Genomic DNA, 25090 nt, shown 5'->3' on the forward strand with positions numbered 1-25090 from the left:
AGCAGTGGATCTAGTATCAAGTTATTTTCCTCCTACAAGACCTTTCCCTAGGCAATATGACCCCAACTCTGCTATGATGTTGGAAACAGGATAAGTACATTTCCTTCGGGGCAGGGTGAAATTCCCTACCGACGGTGATAGCATGGCGTTCCATGCTTAGCCCGTGACCCGCACTGGTAACGGTGCGGCTGACAGTGGTGAGAACCCACGGCCGACAGTGAAAGTCTGGATGGGAGAAGGAAAAATGCGTTTCGTTGCTTACAGTAGTCAGACGAACGGCGAATTTCTCGTGAATCATGAGTATTCCTTAAAAGTCTTTGTACTAACGGACGTTTATTTACACATGCAAAGAAAGCCCCGTCTTGCAAAAAAAGACGGGGCTTTTTTATTTTCAGGGTTGTGTTAAAGGTCATTGTTGATGATGCAATCAACAGGCAGGTTTAACAGATCCAGTTTAAAAAAGAAAGGGGGTCGAAGAGAAGATGGGTCACGAAATGCACATGAACACAGCGATTCAACTCGCTAAAGCTACGATGGGTCAAACGTCACCAAACCCAGCAGTAGGCTGCGTGTTGGTAAATGACGGAAGAATCGTTGGTATGGGGGCTCACCTCCGGGCTGGCGGGGCTCATGCTGAAGTACAGGCAATCAGGATGGCTGGAGACGAGGCAAAAGGCGCAACGGCGTATGTAACGCTAGAACCTTGCAGTCATTACGGAAAAACGCCGCCGTGTGCGCATGCACTTGTTGAGGCTGGCGTTCGTACCGTATTTGTCGCGATGAAAGATCCTCACCATGTTGTGAAGGGAAAAGGCATCGAGCATTTACGGCAAGCAGGTCTAGACGTACATGTCGGTTTATGTGGAGAAGAGGCTGGAAGGTTAAACACGTTTTTCTTTCATACGCTCACCCAACGTCTTCCTTATGTAACGCTCAAAGTAGCGCAAACTATTGATGGAAAAACGAGTACGACAACTGGAGAAAGCAAATGGATTACTACAGAAGAAGCCCGTCAAGACGTTCACGATGATCGTCATCGCTACGATGCCATTTTAGTTGGTATCGGTACGATTCTTCACGACGACCCTTCTCTCACAACTCGTCGCCCCGAGGGTGGACTACATTCTGTTCGAGTCATCGTAGACTCAAAGCTTTCAATACCTTTTGAAGCCCAAGTTGTCACAGATCAGCAAGCAGAGACGTGGATTTTCACGACCGCAAAAGCTGACAAAGAAAAAGTAAGTGCTTTGCGCCATCTAGGTATCCGTGTATTTGTACAAAATACCAAAACTGAAATAGACCTAGAGAGTTTGTTGTCCACTTTGTATGAAGAAGACATTGTGAGTTTGTATGTAGAAGGTGGGCGTAAAATTCACGGCTCGTTTTTACAGGCAGGTTTGTTTCAGAAACTTATCGTGTACACCGGTCCGCGCCTAATTGGGGATATAGCTGCAGGAAGCTTTGCTGATCGGGGAAACGTTCCCGAGATGAATGACTCCTACACACTATCACTTGAAGACGTGATCCGAATTGGGGAAAACATAAAGGCAACGTACAAGAAAAAGGAGGTGACGTCACATGTTCACGGGGATTATTGAAGAAGTCGGAAAGATACGAAATATAGCGCAAGCTCGCGAACATATGACCTTGAACATTGACGCCTCTACTGTATTACAAGATGTTCACCTCGGAGACTCGATCTCAATTAATGGAGTTTGTTTGACGGTTACCCAGTTTACATCGTCTTCTTTTGCAGCTGATGTAATGCCGGAAACCTTTCACTCTACAACGCTGCGAACGTTGAAAAATGGTGATCCTGTCAACCTAGAACGTGCCATGGCAGCAGGCGGACGCTTCGGTGGGCATTTCGTGTCGGGTCACGTGGACGGGGTAGGAACCATTGTGTCAAAGCGTCGTGAACAAAATGCGATCTATGTGCACATCGAAATTCCTGAAGAGTTGCTAACTACAGTCATTTATAAAGGATCGATTGCAATAGATGGGACTTCTCTAACCGTTTTTGGAGTGGAGGGGAAGACAGTGACTGTATCCCTCATCCCCCATACGAGTGACCAAACCATTCTTGCAAAAAAATCAGTTGGCGAATCTGTCAATATTGAAACAGATCTTTTGGCAAAATATGTACAGCGTATTCCGAGACAACACGATCAGCAATCAGGTGGGATCACGATGGATACATTACATCGATCAGGCTTTATGGAAGGGTGAGGAACATGTTTGATTCTATTCAGAAAGCTTTAGAAGATTTACGAAATGGGAAAGTCATTATTGTGTGTGATGATGAGGATCGCGAAAACGAAGGCGATTTTATTGCGCTTACTGAATTTGCGACTCCAGAAGTGATTAACTTTATGGTGACAAAAGGGCGGGGGCTCGTCTGTGCACCAATTACGGAAGAGCGCGCACGAGAGCTTGATTTGCACTTAATGACGAATAAAAATACTGATTCGCATCAAACCGCATTCACCATTAGTGTCGATCATATCGAGACGACAACGGGTATTTCTGCAGGTGAGCGATCACATACAGTGCAAAAATTGATTGCAAAGGATGCACAGTCAGAGCATTTCAAAAGACCGGGTCACATCTTTCCTTTAATTGCAAAAGACGGTGGTGTGCTAAGAAGAGCGGGACACACGGAAGCTGCAGTTGATTTAGCAAGACTTGCCGGCAGTGAACCAGCTGGTGTGATTTGTGAAATTATGAATGAGGATGGTTCGATGGCTCGCGTTCCCGAGCTCCGCGAGATTGCAGATGAGCACAAGTTAACGATGGTTACGATCCAAGACTTGATTCGGTATCGTCTACAGTACGACTCAATCGTAACACGAGAAGTAGAAATAAAGTTGCCGACTGAATTTGGAGAGTTTCGCGCCATCGGTTACACAAACAAGGTAGACGGTAAAGAGCATATTGCTTTAGTGAAAGGCACACCAGACCTTTCGAAACCCGTACTCACTCGGGTTCACTCAGAATGTTTAACCGGAGATGTGCTCGGTTCGTTCCGATGTGACTGCGGACCACAGTTACACGCCGCGCTCGCCCAAATTGAAAAAGAAGGCGCAGGGATTCTGTTGTACATGCGCCAAGAAGGTCGCGGTATCGGGCTCATTAATAAATTGAAAGCTTACAAACTGCAAGAAGAAGGCTATGACACGGTAGAAGCGAATCATAAGCTCGGTTTTGGGGCAGATTTACGCGATTATGGAGTCGGGGCACAAATGCTACGAGACCTTGGTGTGAAACAAATGAGACTCCTAACGAACAACCCGCGCAAAATCGCCGGCTTAAAAGGATACGGTCTTGAAGTAGTTGACCGCGTTCCGATCCAAATGCCAACGAAGGAAGAGAACGAAAACTACTTACGCACAAAGCACGAAAAGCTAGGGCATTTCTTGCACTTTACAAAATAAGCAAAGGTACGCCCTTATTTTGGGACTAACGCTCTTATCTGGGGATTAACGCTCTTATCCCGGGATTAACGCTCTTATCCCGGGATTAACGCTCTTATCCCGGGATTAACGCTCTTATCTCGGGGTTAACGCTCTTATCTCGGGGTTAACGCTCTTATCCCGGGATTAACGCTCTTATCTGGGGATTAACGCTCTTATCCCGGGATTAACGCTCTTATCCCAGGATTAACGCTCTTATCTCGGGGTTAACGCTCTTATCCCAGGAATAACGCTCTTATCTCGGGGTTAACGCTCTTATCCCGGGATTAACGCTCTTATCCCAGGATTAACGCTCTTATCTCGGGGTTAACGCTCTTATCCCAGGATTAACGCTCTTATCCCGGAATTAACGCTCTTATCCCAGGATTCAAAACATTTGAGGAGGAACAAAGATGAACGTATTTGAAGGAAATGTAGTAGGAACAGGTCAGAAGATTGGTATCGTTGTAAGTCGATTTAATGAGTTTATTACGAGTAAACTACTGGGTGGTGCTGTGGATGCGTTAACGCGCCATGGTGTAGAAAAAGACGATATTTCGGTCGTATGGGTACCTGGTGCATACGAAATTCCACTCATGTCAAAACAAATGGCGGCAACAAATCGATACGATGCCGTCGTCACACTTGGTACGGTTATTCGTGGGGCGACTCCACACTTTGACTTTGTAAGCAGCGAGGTAGCAAAAGGCGTGGCATCTGCCAGCATGGAAAGTGGCATCCCGATCATTTTTGGCGTACTCACTACAGATACGATCGAGCAAGCAATTGAAAGAGCGGGAACAAAAGCTGGGAATAAAGGGGCAGAAGCAGCGACTGGCGCTATTGAAATGGTGAACGTGTTGAAACAGATTAACGGGTAATTTGAAATGTATTAAAGGTTCAGTAGGGTAGAAAAACGAACTAACTCCCCGAAATTTAGTTCGTTTTTCATGTAGGAATACCATACGCAGACCAAGACCGTATACAGACTTCTGCGGCAAATTGCTCAGACTTAGGCACCGGAAACGCAGACTCCAAGGAGAATGCTCAGACTTAGGCTTCGAAACGCAGACTCAAGGAAGAATGCTCAGACTTAGGCACCGGAAACGCAGACTCAGAGGAGAATGCTCAGACTTAGGCTTCGAAACGCAGACTCAGAGGAGAATGCTCAGACTTAGGCACCGGAAACGCAGACTCAAGGAAGAATGCTCAGACTTAGGCACCGGAAACGCAGACTCAGAGGAGAATGCTCAGACTTAGGCTTCGAAACGCAGACTCAGAGGAGAATGCTCAGACTTAGGAATGCTGTTTATCGACATTTAAAGAAACACCTCCTTTAAATCGGATTCGACCGATAGGAGGTGTTTTTGTAATATCTATTTATAGTGGAGGAGTTGGCGGTGTTCCGTGAATATTTGGCGGTGCCGGATTTAACGTAGGAATTTCCCCCATTGGTTCTGGGTTTGCTAAGTACTCGAAGTTGGCAGTGCCATCAAACATCGGTCCGTTTGCCCATCGACCTTGGCTACTTTCTGTTCCTTTAGAGCAGTCCCAGAACTGATTGGACACTTCTTGCTTCTCATATTCGCGGTTAAACGTGCTTGGGACGATAATATCCCCTTTCGATTGCAGTTCATCTATTGCCGCTAGCCATTGGTTTTGGTGCATCGTATCACGAGCGATCATGAAGGATAGCATGTCTCGTACGCCAGGGTCTGTGGTAGATTCATACAACCGAACGACTTGCAAACGTCCTTGCGATTCTGCATTTAAATTTGCACGAAAATCTGCTAACAAATTATTGCTTGCCACCATGTATCTTGAGACCCATGGGTAACCTGCACTGTCAGTTGGGGTAGCACCCAAGCCTGATACGATCATATGTTGTGGGTTCATACCGCCTAACACAGCCCCGATGAGTGGATCTTTAGCCGCTTCCTCTTGATCTTCAACAGGTGCCCCGTCTAGTAGTCGAGAGATCATCGTACATAACATTTCTACGTGGGCAATTTCCTCTGTGCCAATGTCTAATAACATGTCTCGGTATTTTTGTTCTCCTCGACAGTTAAATCCTTGGAATAAATATTGCATCATAACCGTCATTTCACCAAATTGACCTCCAAGTACTTCTTGAAGTTTTTTGGCATAGACCGGATCTGGACGCTCTGGTTTAGCGTTATATTGAAGCTCTTTTACGTGAAAAAACATATTCATAACACCTCCATTTTTAATATACCTAGGTAAGGAAGAACTATGCGGAAGTTGAGAATGAATAGGAAAAAACTTTAAGGACAAAACAAAAGCACACTTTCTATTTCAGCCCTTCTATTACTTTCTCGTATACATAACTAGTGAGACGCGGTATAATAAACGACTGTGGTTTAAAAGTGCGACGTCTTCAAAAGAGTTGCGCTATTTAAACGGGTGGGAGAGGGCTAAACAACATAAGGATCGAACCTTCGATGAAAACATCTTTGTTCTCTTTTTCTAAAAAAGAGTGTCTCGCAGGCGTGATTGGCTTTTTTACGACTGCGTATATCATTGCGGTAAATAGTTTTATTTTGCAAGAAGCTGGAGTACCTGCAATGGAGAGCTTGTATGCGACCATTTTGAGCGCTGTGATTGGCTGTTTGTTAATGGGCTTTTACGCTAAAACGCCAATTTTAATTATTCCAGGGATGGGCATTAATGCGCTATTTACGTATACAGTCGTTGGACAGCTTGGTCTTTCGTGGCAGGAAGCATTACTCAGCGTCGTTGTCAGTGGCGCGGTGTTCAGCTTACTTACGTTTACAAAGCTGACTGGCAAAATCATCACCCTTTTGCCAGCATCGTTAAAGTATGGAATGACAGTGGGGCTCGGCTTGTACATCTTTTTTATCGGACTGGAAATGGGTGGTCTCATTGTAGCGGGAGACTCATCTCTCGTTCGGTTAGGGGATTTAACTAATCGAGACGTGCTTTGGACGATGGCCGCTTTTTTGCTTATGCTCATTTTGTTTGTGAGAAAGCGGAATGGATACTTCTTTATCGGGCTCGTCGTTATCTCTGTCGCGAGCTTTTTTACAGGAGATCTTGCTAAACCATCTGGAACGTATTTACCTGGATGGGCAAACGTATTTGCCTGGATGACAGACGTAGATGCTTCCGTATTCTTGTCTTCTTCCTTTTGGATTGCAGTGTTCACGTTTACACTTGTTCTTCTCTTTGAAAACATTGGCCTCGTTGAAGCACACACGCGTGCGTCTCATACTGTAGATCGCTACGTACCGGCACTCCGTGGAACAGCCTTATCAACTTTTTTTGCGGGATTGGTGGGGTCTAGCCCGACTGTTGCGAGTATAGAGACACAGGCAGTTATTCAATCAGGCGGTAAAAGTGGCGGTAGCGCAATCGTTACCGGAATTTTGTTTATAGCAAGCTTTTTCATGCTACCGCTTATTTCAATTATTCCGACGAGTGCAATTGCCGCAATTCTACTCATCATTGGCTTTTTCATGATTCTTGACATTCAGCACATTCCATTTGATGACGTAACGGAAGCATTTCCAGCTGTCTTTTTACTGGCTACCATTCCGTTTACACAAAGCATCATTGACGGAATGGCGATCGGGTTTCTTTTATACCCAATTGTCAAAATTGGAGCAGGAAAGTGGCGGGACGTGAATCCATTTCTTGCAGTCTCAGCCTTTTTATTCTTTGTATACTTTCTATTACAGGCATTTGTTTAAAAAGTGGGCGTATTTTAATTTGTAAACATAGCTATCACCCACTCATACTATATTTTCAAAAGGTCGATCTTTGTTTCTTTTATTGCACTTTTGGCGATTGTGTGGCAGTCTATAGACAATGTTTTTGTTGCTTCTGGGGGGATACAGATGAAAATTCCATTTTTAAAGGTTCATGGCTCTAAAAATGATTTTTTATTAATAGATGAACGAACACAAAGTTTTACTCTTACTGAAGGAGAGCGTGCTCAACTTGCCCTTACGTATTGCAACAGAGAGAAGGGTATCGGCGCTGACGGTATTCTTTTTGTATCTGAAAGTGATCACGCGGAGGCGAAGATGATCGTCATGAACGCAGACGGTACGGAAGCTTCCATGTGTGGGAACGGGCTGCGCTGTGTCGCTCGTTACGTCTCTGAAACGAACGGAAAAGATATGTTTCTAGTAGAGACGAAGCAAAAGACCCTTCATGTAGGAAAAGAGGCCCCGATGGCTACGGGTGTGCCAGCAATGAAAGTAGAAATATCTCCTGTTTCGTTCCGAGCAGCTACTAGTGGGTGGCTCGGGGACGAAGAGTCAGTCCAAAATCAAGTACTTTCTTTCGGACCTTCAAGCCGTCTGTACACGATTGTCTCCATTCCGAACCCTCATCTTGTTACATTTGTAGATGAAGAGGTGCTAGAAACAACTGAACAAGAGACCGTTGCCAAACAGCTGAATGAGAAAAACTCATTTTTTGAAGATGGTGTAAATGTTAGCTATGTTGTTCCGACAGATGACGGTTTGTTTGTAAGAACGTATGAGCGTGGCGTAGGCTTTACAAACGCTTGTGGAACTGCGATGAGTGCCTCAACGTACGTAGCCTGCCTACAAAGACGTTTCAATTTTGGCGAGAAAGTGGACGTATGGAATCCAGGCGGCAAGGTTCAGTGTGTCGCCTACAACACAGATGACGAAGCATACGTTTATTTGATCGGTAACGCCACGTACGAACAAAAGGGCCACATCGATGTCACAACTGGGCATACTGACGTTGAAGAAATCTTTCACGATGAGGCCACCGCATATGCTCGTTTTGAACAAGAAGTAAAAGACTCGCAAAAACGTAAAAGTGGATGCTTCTAGGATGTTCGTGATCGGATTTCATGGATAAGGGTTCTGACCGGTTGATCGTTTTCTACGGAAAAAAACGTAGCAAATGGGCAACCGGTTTTTTCTATTTTGCGCAACACATCATCTGGCGAGAATTTAGGTGGTCGATCTTGTTCCTCTAACTCGTTCCAATACAGAGGCGTGGCGACAGTAGGGGGGAGGTCTGGATCTCCTCTCCGTAGCGAGTACGGTGCAATGACCGTTTTTTCCTTTCCGTGTTGAATGTAGTCCACATATAATTTCCCTGCTCTCTTTTCTTTGAAGCGTTCAATCGTATACCGATCTAGATCGTTTTCTACAAGCCATTTTGCAAAAAAAGATGTGATGACACTAGCTTCTTGATACGTAATCGGTTTTTGCAACGGAACGTATACTTGTATTCCTTTTCTCCCAGATGTTTTTACGAAAGATGTGATATGAAAAGAGGAGAGGGCGTCGTGCAATAAATGAGCTGCTATAACGGCAGATCGGTAATCTGCTTCATCAGCAGGATCTAAATCCCACAATATCATATCTGTTTTTTGCGAACGCAACGTCTGGAAGGGAAGGTGCCACTCCATTGCGAGTTGATTCGCGAGCCAAATTGCCGTTTCCACAGAATCGCAGCGGATCCCACCCTCTAATTGACGTACAAAGCTAGGCGCCGATTTTGGACGGTTCTTTTGATAAAACCCTTCGTCGTACATCCCATGTGGATAGCGAATAACAGTCAGCACCCGATTATGGCAAAAAGGCAGTATGTATGGGAAGACTTCACGAATATAACGAATGTAGTCCAGCTTTAAAAAATCATCCCAAAGCGGTTTGCTTACATGGGTAAGAGGTACTTCCTCTGGTAATAAAGCTCCATCCAGTAAAAATTGTTCCCACGTACACTCCTCAGCACGTTTATCGGGAAGAAAGCCAAGAAAGTGTGGTTCTCGGAATTCTCTCTTTCCCTTTGACCATTCAGTATACCCGACTTCCATACAAAGGGCTGGGTGTAGATAGTAGATTCCGTTTTCGTACGTTCCATTTTGTTTTAACAGTTGTATGACTGCTTGCTTTTCATGGGGTTGCATGCCCGTTCGAAACGCCCCAAGTGAAACCACTTTGTTACCATCTCCAAATACGCCCACTTCGATATTATCGTTAGAAGTTTGCAGGCTTAGAAAGAAACAAGAAACCTTACGCCGTAGCTTCTTTTTTTGCCACTGCTCGCTCCGTGTTCCAGCTCGGTATACGCTGTTCCTGCGCTTGGCAATGATCCCTTCCCCACGCTCTTCCCAAATATGTGAGAGAAGTTTCTCTGCGTCTGTATGCAATTCAATACGTTGAATGGAACTTGACCGGGTTATGTCAACAGGACTTTCAATGAACGTCCCTAATTGTTTTTTCCGATCTTCTATTGGCACGGAGCGCAGTGATTTTCCTTTCATTTCCAACATATCAAAGACTACATAGGAAATTCTCTTGTCATGTTGCACAGTAACTTTACTCGAAGCAGCACGAGACTTCACTACTTGAAACACACTACGATAGTTTGATACTAATGCTACCACCTCCCCATCAAAGCATACAGGCAAATGATCATTCAGCCCCTTTTGTAGGGAAGAAGCTGCCTCGATAACTTCTGGGAATTTATCGTCAAGTGGCTTGCCTGTTCGACTCGTTAAGCGAATCGTCGTTTTTGTTATTTTTAAGAGGGCACGATAACCGTCGTATTTCGGTTCGAACCACCATGAGTCTTGATTGTCAGCTGGCCAGTTTTTTGACGAAACAAGCATAGGCCGAACGTCTTGCTCCATTTCTGATTCCTCCATTATTAAAACACTGTACACACCTTTTATCGGTTATAGTTTCCAACGAACAAGAAGCATGTATGCACGAAAACGGACACACACTAGTGTATAAAAAGATGTGAAGGGGAGATGGCCATGCATACGATGTGGAAAGGCAGTATCCGATTTGGATTAGTGAATATACCGATTAAACTGCACACGGCAACAGAAGATAAAGGCATTCATTTTCGGACCTTGCACAAAAAATGCCACACACCGATCTCGTACCAGAAGTTTTGTAGTACGTGCGAAGAAGTTGTGGGAAATGAAGACATTGAAAAAGGCTTTGAAACTGAGAATGGCGAGTTTATCACTGTAGAGGAAAGTGAAAGAAAAGAAATTGAACAGCAGTTTGATGCTAGTGGAGTCGATATTCTCGACTTTGTAAAATTAGATGAAATTGACCCACTTTACTTCAAGAAAAGCTATTACATTTCGCCACAGGATGGGGGAGAGAAGGCTTACGCGCTTCTTCGCAGTGCACTTGAGGAATCTAAGTGTATCGGGATTGCGACGTTTGTCTTACGGGCAAAGCAACAACTGGCAGCTCTTCGCATTGTTGATCAATGTCTCGTAGTCGAAACAATGCATTTCTACGATGAAGTGCGCGATGTGAAGGACGTCCCAAATGTTCCTGAACGTATTGACTGGTCGAAGAAGGAATTATCTACCGCCCTGCTTCTCATTGATCAGCTCACAAAACCGTTTGACCCTACTGCATACAAAGATGAATATAGAGAAGCAATGCTAAAGCAAATCTCATCCAAAACGACAACTAAGGCGAAGAAAAAAGAGCCAAAGAAGCGGGCAACTACTTCGACAGACTTGCTAGAGGCACTACAAGCTTCTATTGATCGCACAAAACCGAAGGAACAGAAAAAGGCACCTGCTCGTACTCGTAAGAAAAAGGAAAGCTCTTCATGAGTGAACGCACGGTGCGCATTGATGCAAATGGAAGTGGCCTTCATGTACAGGCTGTCAGTGGAAGTGGACATACGTTGCAATTGGACGAACCTGTTAAAGTGGGTGGGACGAACAAAGGTGCGAATCCACTTGAAACGGTTTTAGCCGCACTCGCAGGTTGTGAACATATAACGGCCATGGCGTTTGCTAACAAAAAAGGCCTCACCGTACACGACATTACTTTTTCGGTTGTGGGACGCTATGACCCTAAGGGAATGTCCACGAGAAACGATATTCGTCCTTACTTCCAATCTGTAGAAATGAAAGTATCTGTTCATTTGGATGAAGGAGATGAAGAGGTGAAATGGTTACACGAAAAAACGGAGAACAGCTGTCCTGTTGTCCAACTTATGAAGGCAGCTGATGTTAAGGTGGAAGCTGTTTGGGAGAAGGCCTAAGACTTAAGTCATCTTTACTGGAAGGGAATTGGCAAATTAGTACGTGGTGGAGCGGAAGAAAAAATGCAATGGCTGCTTGACAAATACGAACAACCATTTATAATGATATTGAGAATCGTTTTCATAAACATTCAACACCCCCCTCTTTTGTTGAATGAATAAGAGGGACGCGCTGGATTTACTTGCGCGTCCCTTATTTTTTACATAGAGCAGAGGAGGCATTATCTATGAAGAGTTGGTTTTGGCAAGGTGCCTTTTTGTGGTTAGGCTTGGCTACACTAGTTGCTTTATTTACTTTTGGAGTACAACAGCTCTAATAAAAAAAGAATACCTGACTACGGAGCCAGGTATAGGGTACTGTATGTTAGATCTTCGTATTAGATTTTTTAGCTCTATTCTCTAATTCACTTTTAGGACTCTCTGTTAATTCAGCATCTTGACCGTACCCTTGAGGATTAACGCCAGGTGCTTTTTTTCCTCGGCTTGTTTTATCCTTCTTGTTCATTTTCGCTCACCTCCCACTAATTAGTAGTTCCCGTTTTCGATGATGTTTATTTCGAATTTGTTTCCTTCACCTGACAGGGATGACCTTTTCGGAGATAAGCCAACCTAAGAAAGAAGAAGGGAGGCGTTATCGTGACGAAACGAAACCGCAAAACGAAATCTGGAATGCAGTCGACTAAAAAGCTCAACACAGAAATGGCCGAAGAGATGAAAGATAAAGCACCCACGAAAGCCGAGAAAAAAAACCCAGAGTAATAAAAAAGGAGCCCGATTCGCTGGCTCCTTTTTATTTTTTAAGATGGATTCCCTTGTGGAGCACCCTCATCATTCTCTGGTTTTATCGCGAAGAATGATAACAGTGCAGAGATCGCACACAATCCAGCGAGGCCATAAAACATGGGGGTTTCGTATGATTTCATGACGATAGCGATAATCGGTGGACCAAGAGCAACCCCTACAAACCGCATCGAACTATACAGACAAGTGATTGTTCCTCGTTGTTCCTTCTCAATACCTTCAGTAATCATGGCGTCCAGGCAAGGGAGTGCCATGCCGATACCGATTCCGCTTACTGCAAACATGGATATTAAGTACCACAAGTTATCAGAAAAGCTAGTGAGCACTACAGCAATCCCTAAAATCACAATGCCACTAAAAGTAAGCCACTTCATTAACACCTTGTTCTTTTTGATGGTCATGCCTGTACCAAAGCTTGTCAAGCAGAGGGCGCCGAGTGGGATAGCTAAGTATAATCCTTTTTTTACGTCTTTTACGGCGTATGCATCTTCAAGCGTACTTGATAAATAAAAGAGGACACCGAACAACACAAACATCATCACACCACCAATAATAAACGTGGTGTATAGCCAGCGACCGTTGTCCTTAAAAATCTTTTTCAATTTCGTCCCGTACTCTTTCACCGTAGTTTTGTTCTTTTGTTCCTGTTTAGGTGCTTTTACAAGAAAAGCGACAAGCAAGATCGCTGCTAGACAGAAAATAGGAAATGAAAAAAATGGGATAAACCAAATCCATGCAGCTAAAAGCGCACCCAAAATCGGACTTAGTACTTTTCCAAGTGTATTAGCAGTTTCAATAATCCCGAGCGAGCTACTCACTTTTTCTTCACTTTTAAACATGTCGCCAACTAGTGGAATGACGATCGGGGCAGCACCAGAAGCACCAATCCCCTGTAATGTTCTCCCGATTAAGATCATGAAGTAGGCATCCTTCATAAACCAAGCCGCAAACCCAGAGACTAAACCACCAACCCCTGCAATAATTAAGCTCGGGATTAGTATCGCTTTCCGTCCCAGTTTGTCTGAGAGAAATCCAGCAACTGGGATTAACAAGATAGCTACGATGGAGTATACGGTAATGATTAAGCTTGATTGGAATGAAGAGATAGACAATTGCTTTTCCATAGTTGGCAAAACTGGAATCAGCATAGAATTGCCAAGCGTCATAACAAGCGGTATAGATGATAAGGCTAACACAGCACTCGTTTTCCCATCATCACCCTCAGACGAAGCTTCTTTCTTTTGAAATGCATGATGGATACTCCCGATATGTTCCATAGGTCTCTCCTTATAACAATAGTGTGTGTTGGTTATAGAGTGCACGAAAGCCGTTCAAATTATAGATCATGCTTTTTGAAAAAAGTTGACATCTTAGCACACACGTCATATGATAATAGACAACAACAAAATGGAAATGCGCGTTGACGAAGAAGAGTACTCTTTTTAGGTCTACTTAAGAGAGCTAGTGGTCGGTGGGAACTAGTGTAGGCGGAAGACGAATGGACTTCTGAGCGACCAAACTGAACGAATCCTAGTAGGTTATGGCGGTTTCTCTCCGTTACAGAGGCAAAGTGAGTCAGCACAAGCTGGCTAACAAAGGTGGCACCGCGGAAACTCCGTCCTTTTTATTGGATAGGTGTTTTTTTATTTGGTTTCACTTGTCAAATCGACGAGAAAGAGGAGTACGATCAGCACATTGACGCACAGAGAGCTGCCGGTAGGTGCAAGGCAGTCGTTCGAGCAGATCGGAATGGACTTTCGAGAGCTTCTTTGAAAGAGGTGTAGGTAACCTTTAGTAGAAGAAGACGGGTTCGCCCGTTACAGCGAACAGGGATGATTGTCCCTAATTAAGTGTGAGCGTTAAGCTCAAACAGAGGTGGTACCGCGGAATTTTCGCCCTCTACACTTGCATCTATCTATACTAGATGTGAGTGTAGAGGGCGTTTTTTGTTTAGACGAGGAGAGAAGAGGGGAGCGAGCGAAATGGCACACAATAGTACGATGAAGGCCATTCAATTTGATGGGGATACGTTAACACCCATTGCAATAAAGAAGCGTTTATCAGGTACAAAAGGCTTTCTACTTGAAAGCTCCTTAAAGCACGAACAAAAAGGACGCTATTCATTTCTTGGCGTAAATCCTTCAATAGAACTGATCACAACAGAAGAAGAGCATACGATTCTTTTTCACGAGCAGGGAAAGAAGGTCTCTCGTCAAAAACACGAGCGGACTGTTGATATACTAGCAGAACTTGTCCAGACAGTAGACACGACGACGCTAGGTCTCCCGCCATTGCCATTTCTTGGTGGGGCTGTCGGTTACGTTGGGTATGACTGCATCCGTCAAGTGGAGGAGATTGGGGAGTTACTAAATAATGACGCGTCGCTACCGATGGCACACCTTTTGATCTACGACACAGTGGTGGCATACGATCATAAACAACAAACTGTCCATATCGTTGCAATCGGCAGAAATGGAGAAACTGAGGAAGAGTTAGAAACTCGATGTGTACAGGTGAAAACAGAAATACAAACTCCGCAAAGAGAAAGCGACGAACGAATTGAATTTGGTCAAATCGAGTCCAATTGTACGAAGAAAGAGTTTGAAGCGAATGTGCTAAAGGCAAAGGAACTGATTAGAGAAGGAGAAGTATTCCAAATTGTGCTATCCCAAAGATTACAGCGTACGTACAGTGGAGATGCGTTTTCATTCTATCGGGAGCTAAGAAGACAAAATCCTTCACCGTATTTATATTATGTAAACTTTGGTGACTACATCGTTCTTGGCTCTTCACCGGAAAGTCTCGTAAGTGTGCAAGGGGATAACGTCAAAACGAACCCGATCGCTGGAACAAGACGGCGAGGTGCGACAGAAGAAGAGGACACTGCCTTAGAAAAAGAGCTCCGCCATGACGAGAAGGAACAAGCAGAACACGATATGCTCGTCGATCTAGGTAGAAATGATTTAGGGAAAGTGTGCAAAACGGGCTCAGTACATGTGAATAGATATCAAGAGGTAGATCGTTACCGTCATGTGATGCACCTCGTATCAGAAGTGACGGGTACTTTGCAAGATGGTGTTCAACCACTTGATGCTTTAATGAGTTGTTTACCTGCAGGGACCGTATCCGGAGCTCCAAAGATTCGTGCCATGCAGTGGATTAACACTTTAGAATCTGTGCAGCGTGGCCCGTACGGAGGAGCACTCGGGTACTTTTCGTACAACGGAAACTTAGACTTTGCCCTTGTCATTCGTACGATGATTTTGAAAGATGATGTTGCCTACGTACAAGCAGGAGCGGGAATTGTCCATGATTCAATTCCAGAAAGCGAGTACGAAGAGACGTTACACAAAGCGAAAGCCTTGTTAGGAGGAGCGTAAATGATCTTACTACTTGATAATTACGATTCGTTCACATATAACCTATACCAGCAAATCGCGCAGTACAAAGAAGTTGAAGTAGTGCGCAATGACGAACAAACGGCAGAAGAGCTACTAGCTAAGATGCCTGAGGCCATTATCCTTTCCCCTGGTCCGGGCCACCCGAGAGATGCGGGGATGATGATGGACCTTATTCAAAAAGGTGCTGAGCAAGTTCCGATGCTCGGCATTTGCTTAGGTCACCAAGCGATATTTGAAGCCTTCGGTGGCACAATTCGCCAAGCAAAGCGAATCATGCATGGGAAACGGTCCAACATCCAACACGACGGAGAAGGGGTTTTCGCTTACATGCCACAGCCTCTTCAAGTGATGCGCTACCATTCCTTAACTGCAGACCACGCGACGTGTCCTAGTAGTTTGGCGATGACAGCAACGAGCATGGATGATGGTGAAGTGATGGCGATTCGTCACCGTACGAAGCCGATCTTTGGATTTCAGTTTCATCCGGAATCAATCGGAACAGGAAAAGGAAATGACTTAATCGCTGGATTTTTCCAGCAGATCGAACATTCTAAGGAGGTAACTACAAAGTGAAGCAATTTTTGCAACGGGTAGTTGAGGGAAGCGATTTGAGCCGAGATGAGATGAGAGAAGCAGCACGTGAAATGTTTAAAGAAGAGACCCCCGATGTACAGATTGCTGGCTTTCTCCTTTCTTTACGAACAAAAGGGGAGACAGTAGATGAAATTGTTGGGCTAGTCGATGTGCTCCAAGAAAAAGCACTGCCTTTTTCTAAAAAGCCAATCGCGTATATGGATAACTGTGGCACTGGGGGCGACGGCTCGCAAAGTTTTAATGTGAGTACGACAAGCGCGTTTGTGTTAGCAGCTGCTGGTTGCCACGTTGCGAAGCACGGCAACCGAAGCGTGACCTCTCGTAGTGGGAGTGCTGATGTGTTGGAGGTACTTAATATTTCACTGACACTGTCAGCTACACAAACCGAACGTGTACTACAAGAAGCGAACATTGCCTTTTTGTTTGCGCAGCATGTTCACAAAAGCATGAAACGGGTCATGAAAGTAAGGAAAGATCTTGGTGTACCGACCATTTTAAACTTAATTGGTCCACTAACAAATCCATTTCCTTTACAGTATCAGGTACTCGGCATGTATCGCGGTGACTTGCTTGAGAAATTTGCACACGTTTTGCACGAGCTGGGCAGAAAACGGGCAGTCGTTATACACGGAGCAGATGGAGTTGATGAAGCGAGTCTATCTGGAGAGAACAAGCTCGTCTTTCTAGAAGAAGGAAAGATTCGTACGGAAATCCTTTGCCCAGAAGACGTCGGATTAGCTCGCTATTCTTTACAGGATATTCGTGGCGGTGACGCGACCCAAAACGCACAATTACTGCAAAATATACTGAACGGAACAGCACCTCAAGCTTATGTGGATACGGTTCTCTTTAACGCAGGTATCGGCTTGTATGTCGCTGAAAAGGCAAACACGATAGCAGAAGGAGTTCACTTAGCTCGTCAAATCATCGAAAATAGCAGTGCGAAAGAAGCACTTGAAACGTTGCAACAATCGATGGATCGTATACAGGAGGTCGCGCAATGACGAAAACAGGTACCATTTTAGATCGCATTTTAGAAACGAAGCGGGAGGAAATTGCCGAGCTACCGCGCGTGACACCACCAAGCCGAGTGAAGGTGCCACACGGATTTACGAAGCAACTTGCGATACGTACAAATTTGGCAGTGATAAGCGAATTCAAACGCGCCTCACCTTCAAAAGGGGATATTGCACCGGATGCAGTAGCGAAGGAACGAGCTTGGCACTATGAAAGAAGCGGCGCTAGTGCTATTTCGTGCTTAACAGACGCGACGTATTTTAAAGGTTCCTTCGATGATTTAGAGGAAATGGCTAATGCCACACATCTTCCTGTACTATGTAAAGATTTTATTATAGATAAATCGCAAATCGACTACGCGGTGGTAAAAGGTGCGAGCCTTATTCTTTTAATCGTGAGTGCTTTGACAGAAGCAGAGTTGAAAGCTTTACATGAGTACGCATCTTCTTTTGATGCGGACGTACTTGTGGAGGTACACAACGAAGAAGAATTAGAAACTGCTTTCCGTATAGGGGCAACGTTAATCGGGGTGAACAACAGAAACTTAGCTACTTTTGAAGTGGATCTGTGTACTTCAGAAAAGCTCGGACCACTCATTCATAACAAAGGGGCATTTTTCATTGCAGAAAGCGGCATTGCAACAAGCGAGGATGTAGCCCGGATGCGCGATGTGTATGCTGATGGCTTACTTGTTGGTGAATCACTTATGCGCCAGGAAGATCCTTCTAATGCTCTCCAATCTTTTCAAATAGAGAAGAGGGGACGCAATCATGGAAACGAAGGTTAAGATTTGTGGAATCCGTGATTTGGAAAGCGCTCAAGCTGCCGTTCAATATGGAGCAGATGCCATCGGGTTCGTATTTGCTGCAAGTAAGCGGCGTATTAGTAAGGAAGAAGCGAAACATATCATCGATCAGCTACCAGTAGACGTCGAAAAGGTTGGAGTGTTTGTGAATGAAAGTCGTGACGTCATGGAGGAGATCGCCGAATGCGGGCTGACGATGTTTCAATGCCACGGAGAAGAGACGTATGAGTTTTGTCAGTCGTTATCATTACCCGTAATAAAGGCGTTACCACTCAAGTCAAAACAGGATGCGCTAAAGCTAGATGAGTATGAAACGTCCTATGTTCTCGTCGACAGCGGAAACGGTCCGTATCGTGGAGGAAATGGCACCACATTTCCGTGGGAGTGGCTACAAGGGATGTCTTTTCCAGCGCCACTCGTTTTAGCAGGAGGACTTCACTCAGGAAATGTACAAACAGCTATCGAAACAGTGAGGCCAGCCATGATCGACACGTCCAGCGGCGTTGAAACAGACGGTGTCAAGGATCTAGAAAAAATTAAAGCCTTTTTACAGGCAGTAAAGGGGAGAACAAAATGAGCAACACATACCAGTTCCCGACCCATTTAGGTTACTACGGAGAATTCGGCGGAAGATTTGTTCCCGAAACGTTGATGCACGCTGTGCTAGAGCTTGAGGAAGCCTACCAAGCTGTAAAAAATGATCCGGCGTTTCAAAAGGAAATGAACGAGTTGTTGACAGAATACGTGGGACGCGAAACACCGCTATACTTTGCTAAAAACTTAACAGAGCACATCGGCGGACCGGACATTTATTTGAAGCGCGAAGACCTCAACCACACAGGCGCACACAAAATTAACAACACCGTCGGACAGGCGCTCCTTGCTAAACGAATGGGCAAAGAGAAAATCGTCGCAGAAACAGGTGCAGGTCAACACGGTGTCGCAACCGCAACCGTTTGTGCGTTGCTCAATTTGGAATGTGTCATTTTTATGGGGGAAGAGGATGTAAGGCGCCAGCAATTGAACGTATTTCGTATGGAGCTACTTGGTGCGAAAGTCGTTTCCGTTTCACAAGGGAGTGCTACGTTGAAAGATGCTGTTAACGAAGCGTTACGCTACTGGGTTGCTCACGTTGATGATACGCATTACATCATCGGTTCAGTACTAGGTCCACACCCGTTTCCACAAATCGTACGGGACTTCCAAAGTGTTATTGGTGCTGAAACAAAGCAACAGCTACACGCAAAAACAGGCGCGCTTCCTGATGCAGTTGTCGCGTGTATCGGTGGGGGAAGTAACGCCATGGGGATGTTCTATCCTTTTGTGGAGGACGAACAGGTTCGTTTATACGGAGTGGAAGCTGCGGGAAGTGGAATTGACACAGAAAAGCATGCTGCTAGCTTAACGAAAGGAAAACTTGGCGTTTTGCACGGTGCAAAAATGTATTTACTCCAAGACGACGACGGACAAGTGCAAGAAGCACATTCTGTATCTGCAGGTCTTGACTACCCCGGAGTAGGTCCAGAGCATAGCCACCTGAAAGATATCGAACGTGTTCAGTACACGTCGATTACTGACGAAGAAGCCCTAGCAGCTTTTCAATTATTAGCGAAAAAAGAGGGCATCATTCCAGCGCTCGAAAGTTCTCATGCGGTCGCATACGCAGAAAAGCTCGGCAAAACGATGAACAAAGGAGAAACACTCGTTATTTGTTTGTCAGGTCGAGGCGATAAAGACGTCAATCAAGTGAGAGAGCTACTAAAAGGAGGAGACGCGCAATGAACCCGATCCACGAAAGAACACAAACCGTTCAACAACAAGGCGGAAAAGCGTTCGTTCCGTACGTCATGGCCGGTGACCCCTCACTAGAAAAATTACCGGAACAGCTACTCTTTTTACAAGAAGCTGGCGCTACGTGCATTGAGGTCGGCATCCCGTTTTCTGATCCGGTAGCAGACGGTCCGACCATTCAGGCTGCTGGTATCCGGGCACTAGCTGCAGGAGTGACGACAGAAAAAGTATTTCAAACATTAGATGGAGTCAAGGAAGAGCTAAACACACCGCTCTTGTTAATGGTGTATACGAACACGCTATTTGCCTACGGAGTAGATGCATTTTTAGAACGTGCCAACGCTGTAGGAGTGAGCGGACTCATCGTACCGGATCTACCTTATGAGGAAGAGTCACTACTCTCCAACGCAATTGAGAAGGAAGGTCTCATCCTCATCCGACTCGTCACCTTAACAAGTCCAGATTCACGCGTAGAGATGGTGACAAAAGAGGCAAAAGGCTTCCTCTACGCAGTGACAGTAAAAGGAACAACCGGCGCACGCGAAGGGTTCCCGATCGAAGAACTACAACAATTTGCCGACCGCATCCGCAACGTCAGCAACCTACCCGTTTACGCTGGCTTCGGCATCTCCACACCAGTACACGTACAAGAGATGACAAATATATTCGACGGCGTCATCGTAGGAAGCAAAATCGTCCAATCCTTCCACGAAGGAGATCTCGACACCATCCAGGAACTCATTGCCGGAACTGGTACGCCCCGAATTTTGTCGAAAAAGTAACTCATTACCGGAACTGGCACGCCCCGAATTTTGTCGGAAAAGTTAGCGGTACTCATAAAAAAAGAGGGACCTCCTTTATGTGGGAGTCCCTCTAACTATTTAGTGAATGAACGATCTCCCCAATGATGCCCTTCATTTCGATGTACACCTAAATCTGCATTGGTCATGATGACAGCGGTTCTGTTATCCTGCCCGAGTCCATTTTTACCATTGCCCCTCCCCAATTTCTCTCTACACTTCGAAAACCCTACTCCATCTTCGTCGCCTTCATAACTCTGTAGCCAAGATCCTCTGCATAGTCTAGTAGCAGCTGACTGTGGTCTAGTAATACGTTTTGTACTTTACGGTCCATCTTTTTCACTTGTGAAGAAGTAGTCCCCTTGTCTTCATTCATATCGTATTCTTGGAGTTCTTGGAGAATCGTTTTTGATTTTAGCACGTCTACTTTATGAAACCCCGCCTGTTGGATGGCTCGAATCCAGTCTTTTTCAGAAAACATTTTTTCAATGTTATAAAACTTCTTTATTCTGTCTTCCTCGTTTTTAGTTAAGGAATCCTCTTTTGTCATTTCAATACATAAAAGTGATCCATTTGGTGTGAGCACTCGAAAATACTCTGCTAATGATTTCGATACGCTCGTAAAAACGGTAGAGGACTCCGCAATAATCCAGTCAAATGATTCATCTTCAAAAGGCAGGTTTTCTAAGCTTGCTTCCACTATGTTTATCGGCAGTTTTTCTTTCTTACAGCGTTTAGTCGCTTGTTGAATCATTTGCGGGTGTTTGTCAACGGCATATACTGTACATTTCAGTTCTTTGGCGACATAGAGAGAGGTTAAACCAGTTCCACACCCTGCATCAAGAACTTTCGCGCCAGGAATAATTTTTTCGCTTTTGAGGATTTTTTTTGTTAGAACGTGTCCACCAGGGTGTGCTTCGGCAATTCCACCATAAGCTAACGCATCTTGATAGGTTAGTGTCATAAAACGTTTGCCCCTTTTTGAAAATGAGTTGCTTCTATGCTATGTCATCATTTGAGTTGTGGTTCCCCTGTTGATTTACAAACGTAATAAACAACGCCTATTTCCGTGAAGTATCGTACAGGTGTCTATTCCTTTATGGACAAATATGCATAGTCTGTTAATGGCTATAAAAAGAGGAGGTGTAACAATCCATGTCTGTTACACGTTATCACAGCATGTGTCGTCAAGGAATCGGCAGACCTGTACAAATTAGAACCTTTAACGGGCAAGTGCATAGAGGTGTCATTGAAAGAGTAGGAGGCAACAGAGTATACCTGCGTCCATTTGGCAGAGCAAACTTTGCCGGCTACGGATACCCCTACTATGGCGGCTATGGAGGCTATGGCGGCTGGGGATGGGGTGCAGGAATTGCGCTCGGTGCCATTGCGGCTCTAGCCTTCATTCCATTTTTCTTCTAATTACTTTTTGAAACTGAAAGCTGAAGAGGGGGTGAAAAAATGAACGGAGGAAGCGGATTTGCATTAATCGTTGTGCTATTTATCCTACTCATTATTGTAGGAGCAGCATACGTCGGCGGTGGATTCGGGGGCGGCGCATACTAGAAACGGGCACGCCCCAGAAATTTGTAAAATGAGTAAGTACGTCCTCGGGAGACCGAGGGCTTATTTGCATAATTTAAACGTACATTTCAGGAAAAAACGAAAAAGGCTCAATTAAAGCGTACTCTGGAGCAACAGGAACGACAGGCAGCACGACTAGCAAAAAAGTCAAAAAAGATGTCGTCGAGCGAGCGGGACAACTATAAAAACTTTGCCATTGGAAAGACAGGGAAAGCGAGAACAATTCGAGGAACAGCTAGAGCGACTTGACGACGTAAAGAAACCTAAAGATCAAAAGAGTTCTAGTCACTAAATTCTCTCTAAAGAAATTCCACGCTCCGTAAGTGCCTTAGTCACGGCTGAAATAAAATTCAACGCCTCACACGTATCCGCGTGAACACACAACGTGTCAACAGGCATAGAAATCACCTTGTCATTACTAGCGGTGACCGTTCCTCTTTCAATCATTTGCAGGGCTTGCTGGAGTGCCACTCGTGGGTCTTCCAAAACTGCACCGCTTTTCAAACGAGAAACGAGGGTGCCGTCTTCCTCATAGCAACGGTCCATAAAACCTTCCGATGCAAACCGGAGTCTAGCCGCTACCACAACTTCCCGCAACACACCCGTTGGCTGCCCATAAATCAGGAGATCATCACGAAAGGATTTGATAGCCTCTACGAATGCCTCAGCATACACTCTTTCCTCATGAATTTTGTGATACAACGCTCCATGTGCTTTGACATGATGGAGAGAGGCTGACTGTTCACCCACAAATGCTTGCAAACTACCTAACTGGGCCAATACGAGGGCATACACTTCATCAGGTGTTCTATCCGTCCACCGCCGACCAAAGCCAGCTCGATCGTCTAGACCAGGGTGGGCTCCAATAGCCAATCCATGTTTTTTCGCTAATTGAACTGTCTTCCGCATCGTTACCGGGTCCCCCGCATGCATACCACAAGCAATGTTCACTGAGCTCACATGCGAAAATAATGCCTCATCCATCCCAAACGAATAAGCACCAAACCCTTCACCTGCATCACAATTCAAATCAATTTTCATAACGAAATTTCCCCCTTTTGTAAACCTACTAATCTTTGTATGGCCATTTGTTTTCTTTGGTGTTGTTCTCGATACGCCTCTTGTACAGAGGTCACCGAAATACGCTCAAAACTACAGCTTTGTCCGATGCGAATCTGTGCGAGGCGAGGTCGGTCTACGGATGCGACAACCCCAAGTAGGGGATAGCCACCGGTCACTTGTGCATCTTGCCCGAGTATGATCGGTTGTCCGTTTGGAGGGAGTTGAATACTTCCTTCTATAACACCTTGTGTTCGTAGGGCATGAGCTTTCCGCCACAGAGGATCACCTTCTAAGCGAGTGCCCATCCGATTTGTAGAAGCAGAGATTTTGTACATTGTTGATTGAAAAACCTTTTGCAAAGAACTCGTTAGTTTTTCTGTGCTTCCTTCTGTAACGTAGCGAATAGGTGCCCCATATTGTGACGTTACCCAATGAGATGATAATTGGACTTTTCGTACGTGCGTATTTGTCGATCGTACCGGCACTTTCTCGTCCTTTGAAAAAGGACGACCGATAGACGAGGCCAATCCGCAAGCTGTATGAGAACTGCTACTTCCATAAAGCACGTCACTTAACCACAGCCCTTGGATCGCAACATATCCGTACACGCCTTTCGTCACCACTCCGACGTCGAGCACATCCCCAGCCTGAATCTGTATGGATTGTAAAGAAACGCAGGGCTGTTTGTTGTGGCGTAAAGAACCTTCTTGCCAGACAACGCTAACGATAGCGTCTTCTTCAAATGCTAGAGTTGGTCCTTTGTAGGCAAATTCCAATACAGGCGTAGACAATGGGTTTTGTACGAGTTGATTAGCGAGTAATGCATACCAAGGGACCATCGCTCCACTTTGACTCCAGCCGAATGTTCTAGCTAATAATCGTCCTTGGTCTTGGATCGTTGTCAGTGGGCCAGGAGAAAGGATCGTTACACTCATGGCGATGCCTCCCATTCTTTCATTCTTTCAGCAGAGATGGCGAAAAACGTGACGATATCCCCGGCTCTCATGATGGGATCTCCCTCTCTTTCTGGAAGAAGGGATAAAGGAGTCTGCCCGATAATGTGCCATCCACCTGGAGACGGCGAAGGATAAATTCCCGTTTGATCATCTGCGATCGCCACAGACCCTCGTGGGATACGAACCCGAGGGGAGGATTTTCTATTGATGTGAAGACGAGAGCAAGTGGGTCCCATAAAAGGAAAGCCAGGTAGAAAGCCGTGAAAATAAATCGGATACGACCTCCTTGTATGAAGTTGGATAAGGTCTTGTTTTGATATACCGAGCTGTTTGCATACGTCTTGTATATCCAGTGCATATGGTTCATCGTAGCAAACCGGAACTCGATGTGTGCGAGTATCGGGACGAGAGACTGAATCGTTTATTTCCATCTGTTGCAACGATTGTTGAAGTCTTTCTCTTGCCTCTAGATGGGATATAGAAAGCACATCGTAAACAACTAGCAATGTGTCGTACGCAGCATTCGCTTCCAGAAAACCCAAAAAGGGGTGCTTATGTAAGTATGCATAAGTTAAGTGGACGTGTTGATTGATTTGCTGTAGCTCGTGCGTGTCGCTTTTCCAGCGTACAAGAAGAGCACGGTCACCTATCGTCTCTATTGTTCGAATCATATGACATCAACTCCACCTCTATCGTAGCAACTCCCTGCGAAAGTGACAATATAAAGGGGCACACAGAGTGGAGTTTTATGGTCTATCGCTTTCGC

General features: G+C 45.1%; 27 protein-coding genes, 1 riboswitch and 2 other annotated features. Of the genes, 18 read left to right on the top strand and 9 right to left on the bottom strand.

The annotated features are described in order from the left end of the window. Nucleotides 1-97 precede the first annotated feature (97 nt). Nucleotides 98-245: riboswitch (FMN riboswitch) on the top strand. Nucleotides 246-482: 237 nt separating this feature from the next. The 4 genes from ribD (at nt 483) to ribH (ending at nt 4333) form a co-directional block, all read left to right on the top strand. Further along, complete coding sequence (gene ribD / locus HHK01_RS07080) at nt 483-1598, top strand: bifunctional diaminohydroxyphosphoribosylaminopyrimidine deaminase/5-amino-6-(5-phosphoribosylamino)uracil reductase RibD (protein ID WP_170007133.1); 1116 nt, start codon at nt 483-485, stop codon at nt 1596-1598. Continuing rightward, nucleotides 1579-2229: a riboflavin synthase gene (gene ribE, locus HHK01_RS07085; protein WP_170007134.1), complete on the top strand. Its 651-nt coding sequence runs from the start codon at nt 1579-1581 to the stop codon at nt 2227-2229. The genes ribD and ribE overlap by 20 nt, the downstream gene beginning before the upstream one ends. A gap of 5 nt (nt 2230-2234) precedes the next feature. Continuing rightward, the gene (locus HHK01_RS07090; RefSeq protein ID WP_170007135.1) at nt 2235-3434 is read left to right on the top strand and encodes a bifunctional 3,4-dihydroxy-2-butanone-4-phosphate synthase/GTP cyclohydrolase II; all 1200 of its coding nucleotides are present in this window, start codon (nt 2235-2237) and stop codon (nt 3432-3434) included. Between the two features lie 431 nt (nt 3435-3865). Next, nucleotides 3866-4333, top strand: coding sequence for a 6,7-dimethyl-8-ribityllumazine synthase (gene ribH / locus HHK01_RS07095; protein WP_170007136.1), 468 nt, complete (start codon nt 3866-3868; stop codon nt 4331-4333). 499 nt (nt 4334-4832) lie between these two features. Here the strand turns inward: ribH and HHK01_RS07100 are convergent, their stop codons facing one another. After that, the gene (locus tag HHK01_RS07100; RefSeq protein WP_170007137.1) at nt 4833-5660 is read right to left on the bottom strand and encodes a manganese catalase; all 828 of its coding nucleotides are present in this window, start codon (nt 5658-5660) and stop codon (nt 4833-4835) included. Between the two features lie 254 nt (nt 5661-5914). On the opposite strand from HHK01_RS07100, the gene HHK01_RS07105 reads away from it, so the two are divergent. Beyond that, nucleotides 5915-7183, top strand: a complete 1269-nt coding sequence (locus HHK01_RS07105; RefSeq protein WP_170007138.1) for an NCS2 family permease — start codon at nt 5915-5917, stop codon at nt 7181-7183. Nucleotides 7184-7330: 147 nt separating this feature from the next. Beyond that, nucleotides 7331-8305: a diaminopimelate epimerase gene (gene dapF / locus HHK01_RS07110; protein ID WP_170007139.1), complete on the top strand. Its 975-nt coding sequence runs from the start codon at nt 7331-7333 to the stop codon at nt 8303-8305. On the opposite strand, the gene ligD is transcribed toward dapF, so the two are convergent. Beyond that, the gene (gene ligD, locus HHK01_RS07115) at nt 8302-10134 is read right to left on the bottom strand and encodes a DNA ligase D (protein ID WP_228027696.1); all 1833 of its coding nucleotides are present in this window, start codon (nt 10132-10134) and stop codon (nt 8302-8304) included. The two genes, dapF and ligD, sit on opposite strands and share 4 nt — an antisense overlap. Nucleotides 10135-10248: 114 nt before the next feature. Between ligD and ku the strand changes: the two genes are divergently transcribed. After that, nucleotides 10249-11076: a non-homologous end joining protein Ku gene (ku, locus tag HHK01_RS07120; RefSeq protein WP_170007141.1), complete on the top strand. Its 828-nt coding sequence runs from the start codon at nt 10249-10251 to the stop codon at nt 11074-11076. Then, nucleotides 11073-11513 carry an OsmC family protein gene (locus HHK01_RS07125; RefSeq protein WP_170007142.1) on the top strand — a complete coding sequence of 147 codons (441 nt, stop codon included), beginning with the start codon at nt 11073-11075 and terminating at the stop codon, nt 11511-11513. The genes ku and HHK01_RS07125 overlap by 4 nt, the downstream gene beginning before the upstream one ends. Nucleotides 11514-11877: 364 nt before the next feature. On the opposite strand, the gene sspL is transcribed toward HHK01_RS07125, so the two are convergent. Next, nucleotides 11878-12018, bottom strand: a complete 141-nt coding sequence (gene sspL, locus HHK01_RS07130; RefSeq protein ID WP_170007143.1) for a small, acid-soluble spore protein L — start codon at nt 12016-12018, stop codon at nt 11878-11880. 131 nt (nt 12019-12149) lie between these two features. Here sspL and HHK01_RS15755 point away from each other — a divergent pair, with 131 nt between their 5' ends. Beyond that, nucleotides 12150-12272, top strand: coding sequence for a hypothetical protein (locus HHK01_RS15755; RefSeq protein ID WP_265575560.1), 123 nt, complete (start codon nt 12150-12152; stop codon nt 12270-12272). Nucleotides 12273-12310: 38 nt separating this feature from the next. Here the strand turns inward: HHK01_RS15755 and HHK01_RS07135 are convergent, their stop codons facing one another. Further along, on the bottom strand, nt 12311-13591 hold the full coding sequence (locus tag HHK01_RS07135) for a bacillibactin exporter BcbE (RefSeq protein WP_170007144.1): 1281 nt from the start codon (nt 13589-13591) through the stop codon (nt 12311-12313). A gap of 134 nt (nt 13592-13725) precedes the next feature. Next, nucleotides 13726-13940 (top strand) — a binding site (T-box leader). 33 nt (nt 13941-13973) lie between these two features. Then, nucleotides 13974-14217 (top strand) — a binding site (T-box leader). A 79-nt stretch (nt 14218-14296) separates the two neighbouring features. Between HHK01_RS07135 and trpE the strand changes: the two genes are divergently transcribed. Genes trpE through trpA form a run of 7 tightly spaced genes read left to right on the top strand, consistent with a single transcriptional unit; the run spans nt 14297 to nt 20704 of the window. Further along, nucleotides 14297-15694, top strand: a complete 1398-nt coding sequence (gene trpE / locus HHK01_RS07140) for an anthranilate synthase component I (RefSeq protein ID WP_170007145.1) — start codon at nt 14297-14299, stop codon at nt 15692-15694. Beyond that, on the top strand, nt 15695-16288 hold the full coding sequence (locus HHK01_RS07145) for an anthranilate synthase component II (RefSeq protein ID WP_170007146.1): 594 nt from the start codon (nt 15695-15697) through the stop codon (nt 16286-16288). Next, nucleotides 16285-17313, top strand: a complete 1029-nt coding sequence (gene trpD / locus HHK01_RS07150) for an anthranilate phosphoribosyltransferase (protein ID WP_170007147.1) — start codon at nt 16285-16287, stop codon at nt 17311-17313. Before HHK01_RS07145 ends, trpD begins: the two co-directional genes overlap by 4 nt. Next, complete coding sequence (gene trpC, locus HHK01_RS07155) at nt 17310-18113, top strand: indole-3-glycerol phosphate synthase TrpC (protein ID WP_170007148.1); 804 nt, start codon at nt 17310-17312, stop codon at nt 18111-18113. Before trpD ends, trpC begins: the two co-directional genes overlap by 4 nt. Then, a complete protein-coding gene (locus HHK01_RS07160; protein WP_170007149.1) occupies nt 18097-18708 on the top strand; it encodes a phosphoribosylanthranilate isomerase in 612 nt (203 codons plus the stop codon). Before trpC ends, HHK01_RS07160 begins: the two co-directional genes overlap by 17 nt. Then, nucleotides 18705-19913 carry a tryptophan synthase subunit beta gene (trpB, locus tag HHK01_RS07165; protein WP_170007150.1) on the top strand — a complete coding sequence of 403 codons (1209 nt, stop codon included), beginning with the start codon at nt 18705-18707 and terminating at the stop codon, nt 19911-19913. Before HHK01_RS07160 ends, trpB begins: the two co-directional genes overlap by 4 nt. Continuing rightward, nucleotides 19910-20704 (top strand): tryptophan synthase subunit alpha, encoded by a 795-nt coding sequence (trpA, locus tag HHK01_RS07170; RefSeq protein ID WP_170007151.1) that lies wholly within the window; start codon nt 19910-19912, stop codon nt 20702-20704. The genes trpB and trpA overlap by 4 nt, the downstream gene beginning before the upstream one ends. A gap of 95 nt (nt 20705-20799) precedes the next feature. Here trpA and HHK01_RS15760 read toward each other — a convergent pair whose 3' ends face one another. Beyond that, a complete protein-coding gene (locus HHK01_RS15760; protein WP_265575561.1) occupies nt 20800-20928 on the bottom strand; it encodes a hypothetical protein in 129 nt (42 codons plus the stop codon). A 23-nt stretch (nt 20929-20951) separates the two neighbouring features. Further along, entirely contained in the window at nt 20952-21686 is a 735-nt protein-coding gene (locus HHK01_RS07175) for a class I SAM-dependent methyltransferase (protein ID WP_170007152.1), read from the bottom strand. Between the two features lie 191 nt (nt 21687-21877). Here HHK01_RS07175 and HHK01_RS07180 point away from each other — a divergent pair, with 191 nt between their 5' ends. Both HHK01_RS07180 and HHK01_RS07185 read left to right on the top strand, forming a co-directional pair. Beyond that, nucleotides 21878-22144, top strand: a complete 267-nt coding sequence (locus tag HHK01_RS07180) for a hypothetical protein (RefSeq protein WP_170007153.1) — start codon at nt 21878-21880, stop codon at nt 22142-22144. Nucleotides 22145-22183: 39 nt separating this feature from the next. Then, nucleotides 22184-22288: a YjcZ family sporulation protein gene (locus HHK01_RS07185; protein ID WP_170007154.1), complete on the top strand. Its 105-nt coding sequence runs from the start codon at nt 22184-22186 to the stop codon at nt 22286-22288. A gap of 306 nt (nt 22289-22594) precedes the next feature. Here HHK01_RS07185 and HHK01_RS07190 read toward each other — a convergent pair whose 3' ends face one another. From HHK01_RS07190 to pxpB, 3 genes are read right to left on the bottom strand one after another with little or no spacing between them, the layout of a single operon-like run. Then, nucleotides 22595-23347, bottom strand: a complete 753-nt coding sequence (locus HHK01_RS07190) for a LamB/YcsF family protein (protein WP_170007155.1) — start codon at nt 23345-23347, stop codon at nt 22595-22597. Continuing rightward, a complete protein-coding gene (locus tag HHK01_RS07195; RefSeq protein ID WP_170007156.1) occupies nt 23344-24303 on the bottom strand; it encodes a 5-oxoprolinase subunit C family protein in 960 nt (319 codons plus the stop codon). The genes HHK01_RS07190 and HHK01_RS07195 overlap by 4 nt, the downstream gene beginning before the upstream one ends. Continuing rightward, on the bottom strand, nt 24300-24995 hold the full coding sequence (gene pxpB / locus HHK01_RS07200) for a 5-oxoprolinase subunit PxpB (RefSeq protein WP_170007157.1): 696 nt from the start codon (nt 24993-24995) through the stop codon (nt 24300-24302). The genes HHK01_RS07195 and pxpB overlap by 4 nt, the downstream gene beginning before the upstream one ends. Between the last annotated feature and the right edge of the window lie 95 nt (nt 24996-25090).

It is taken from the genome of Bacillus fonticola, from assembly GCF_012955605.1.
Lineage (GTDB): Bacteria > Bacillota > Bacilli > Bacillales > JC228 > Bacillus_CG > Bacillus_CG fonticola.

Excerpts from the sequence above, each read along its gene's own strand:
- trpB (WP_170007150.1), top strand. The coding sequence starts at position 18,705 with ATGAGCAACACATACCAGTTCCCGACCCATTTAGGTTACTACGGAGAA.
- ribE (WP_170007134.1), top strand. The coding sequence starts at position 1,579 with ATGTTCACGGGGATTATTGAAGAAGTCGGAAAGATACGAAATATAGCG.
- ribD (WP_170007133.1), top strand. The coding sequence starts at position 483 with ATGGGTCACGAAATGCACATGAACACAGCGATTCAACTCGCTAAAGCT.
- ribH (WP_170007136.1), top strand. The coding sequence starts at position 3,866 with ATGAACGTATTTGAAGGAAATGTAGTAGGAACAGGTCAGAAGATTGGT.
- HHK01_RS07190 (WP_170007155.1), bottom strand. The coding sequence starts at position 23,347 with ATGAAAATTGATTTGAATTGTGATGCAGGTGAAGGGTTTGGTGCTTAT.
- dapF (WP_170007139.1), top strand. The coding sequence starts at position 7,331 with ATGAAAATTCCATTTTTAAAGGTTCATGGCTCTAAAAATGATTTTTTA.
- HHK01_RS07180 (WP_170007153.1), top strand. The coding sequence starts at position 21,878 with ATGTCTGTTACACGTTATCACAGCATGTGTCGTCAAGGAATCGGCAGA.
- trpA (WP_170007151.1), top strand. The coding sequence starts at position 19,910 with ATGAACCCGATCCACGAAAGAACACAAACCGTTCAACAACAAGGCGGA.
- pxpB (WP_170007157.1), bottom strand. The coding sequence starts at position 24,995 with ATGATTCGAACAATAGAGACGATAGGTGACCGTGCTCTTCTTGTACGC.
- ligD (WP_228027696.1), bottom strand. The coding sequence starts at position 10,134 with ATGGAGGAATCAGAAATGGAGCAAGACGTTCGGCCTATGCTTGTTTCG.
- ku (WP_170007141.1), top strand. The coding sequence starts at position 10,249 with ATGCATACGATGTGGAAAGGCAGTATCCGATTTGGATTAGTGAATATA.
- trpC (WP_170007148.1), top strand. The coding sequence starts at position 17,310 with ATGACGAAAACAGGTACCATTTTAGATCGCATTTTAGAAACGAAGCGG.
- HHK01_RS07175 (WP_170007152.1), bottom strand. The coding sequence starts at position 21,686 with ATGACACTAACCTATCAAGATGCGTTAGCTTATGGTGGAATTGCCGAA.
- trpE (WP_170007145.1), top strand. The coding sequence starts at position 14,297 with ATGGCACACAATAGTACGATGAAGGCCATTCAATTTGATGGGGATACG.
- HHK01_RS07135 (WP_170007144.1), bottom strand. The coding sequence starts at position 13,591 with ATGGAACATATCGGGAGTATCCATCATGCATTTCAAAAGAAAGAAGCT.
- HHK01_RS07160 (WP_170007149.1), top strand. The coding sequence starts at position 18,097 with ATGGAAACGAAGGTTAAGATTTGTGGAATCCGTGATTTGGAAAGCGCT.
- HHK01_RS07105 (WP_170007138.1), top strand. The coding sequence starts at position 5,915 with ATGAAAACATCTTTGTTCTCTTTTTCTAAAAAAGAGTGTCTCGCAGGC.
- HHK01_RS07145 (WP_170007146.1), top strand. The coding sequence starts at position 15,695 with ATGATCTTACTACTTGATAATTACGATTCGTTCACATATAACCTATAC.
- HHK01_RS07100 (WP_170007137.1), bottom strand. The coding sequence starts at position 5,660 with ATGTTTTTTCACGTAAAAGAGCTTCAATATAACGCTAAACCAGAGCGT.
- HHK01_RS07195 (WP_170007156.1), bottom strand. The coding sequence starts at position 24,303 with ATGAGTGTAACGATCCTTTCTCCTGGCCCACTGACAACGATCCAAGAC.
- HHK01_RS07090 (WP_170007135.1), top strand. The coding sequence starts at position 2,235 with ATGTTTGATTCTATTCAGAAAGCTTTAGAAGATTTACGAAATGGGAAA.
- HHK01_RS07125 (WP_170007142.1), top strand. The coding sequence starts at position 11,073 with ATGAGTGAACGCACGGTGCGCATTGATGCAAATGGAAGTGGCCTTCAT.
- HHK01_RS07185 (WP_170007154.1), top strand. The coding sequence starts at position 22,184 with ATGAACGGAGGAAGCGGATTTGCATTAATCGTTGTGCTATTTATCCTA.
- sspL (WP_170007143.1), bottom strand. The coding sequence starts at position 12,018 with ATGAACAAGAAGGATAAAACAAGCCGAGGAAAAAAAGCACCTGGCGTT.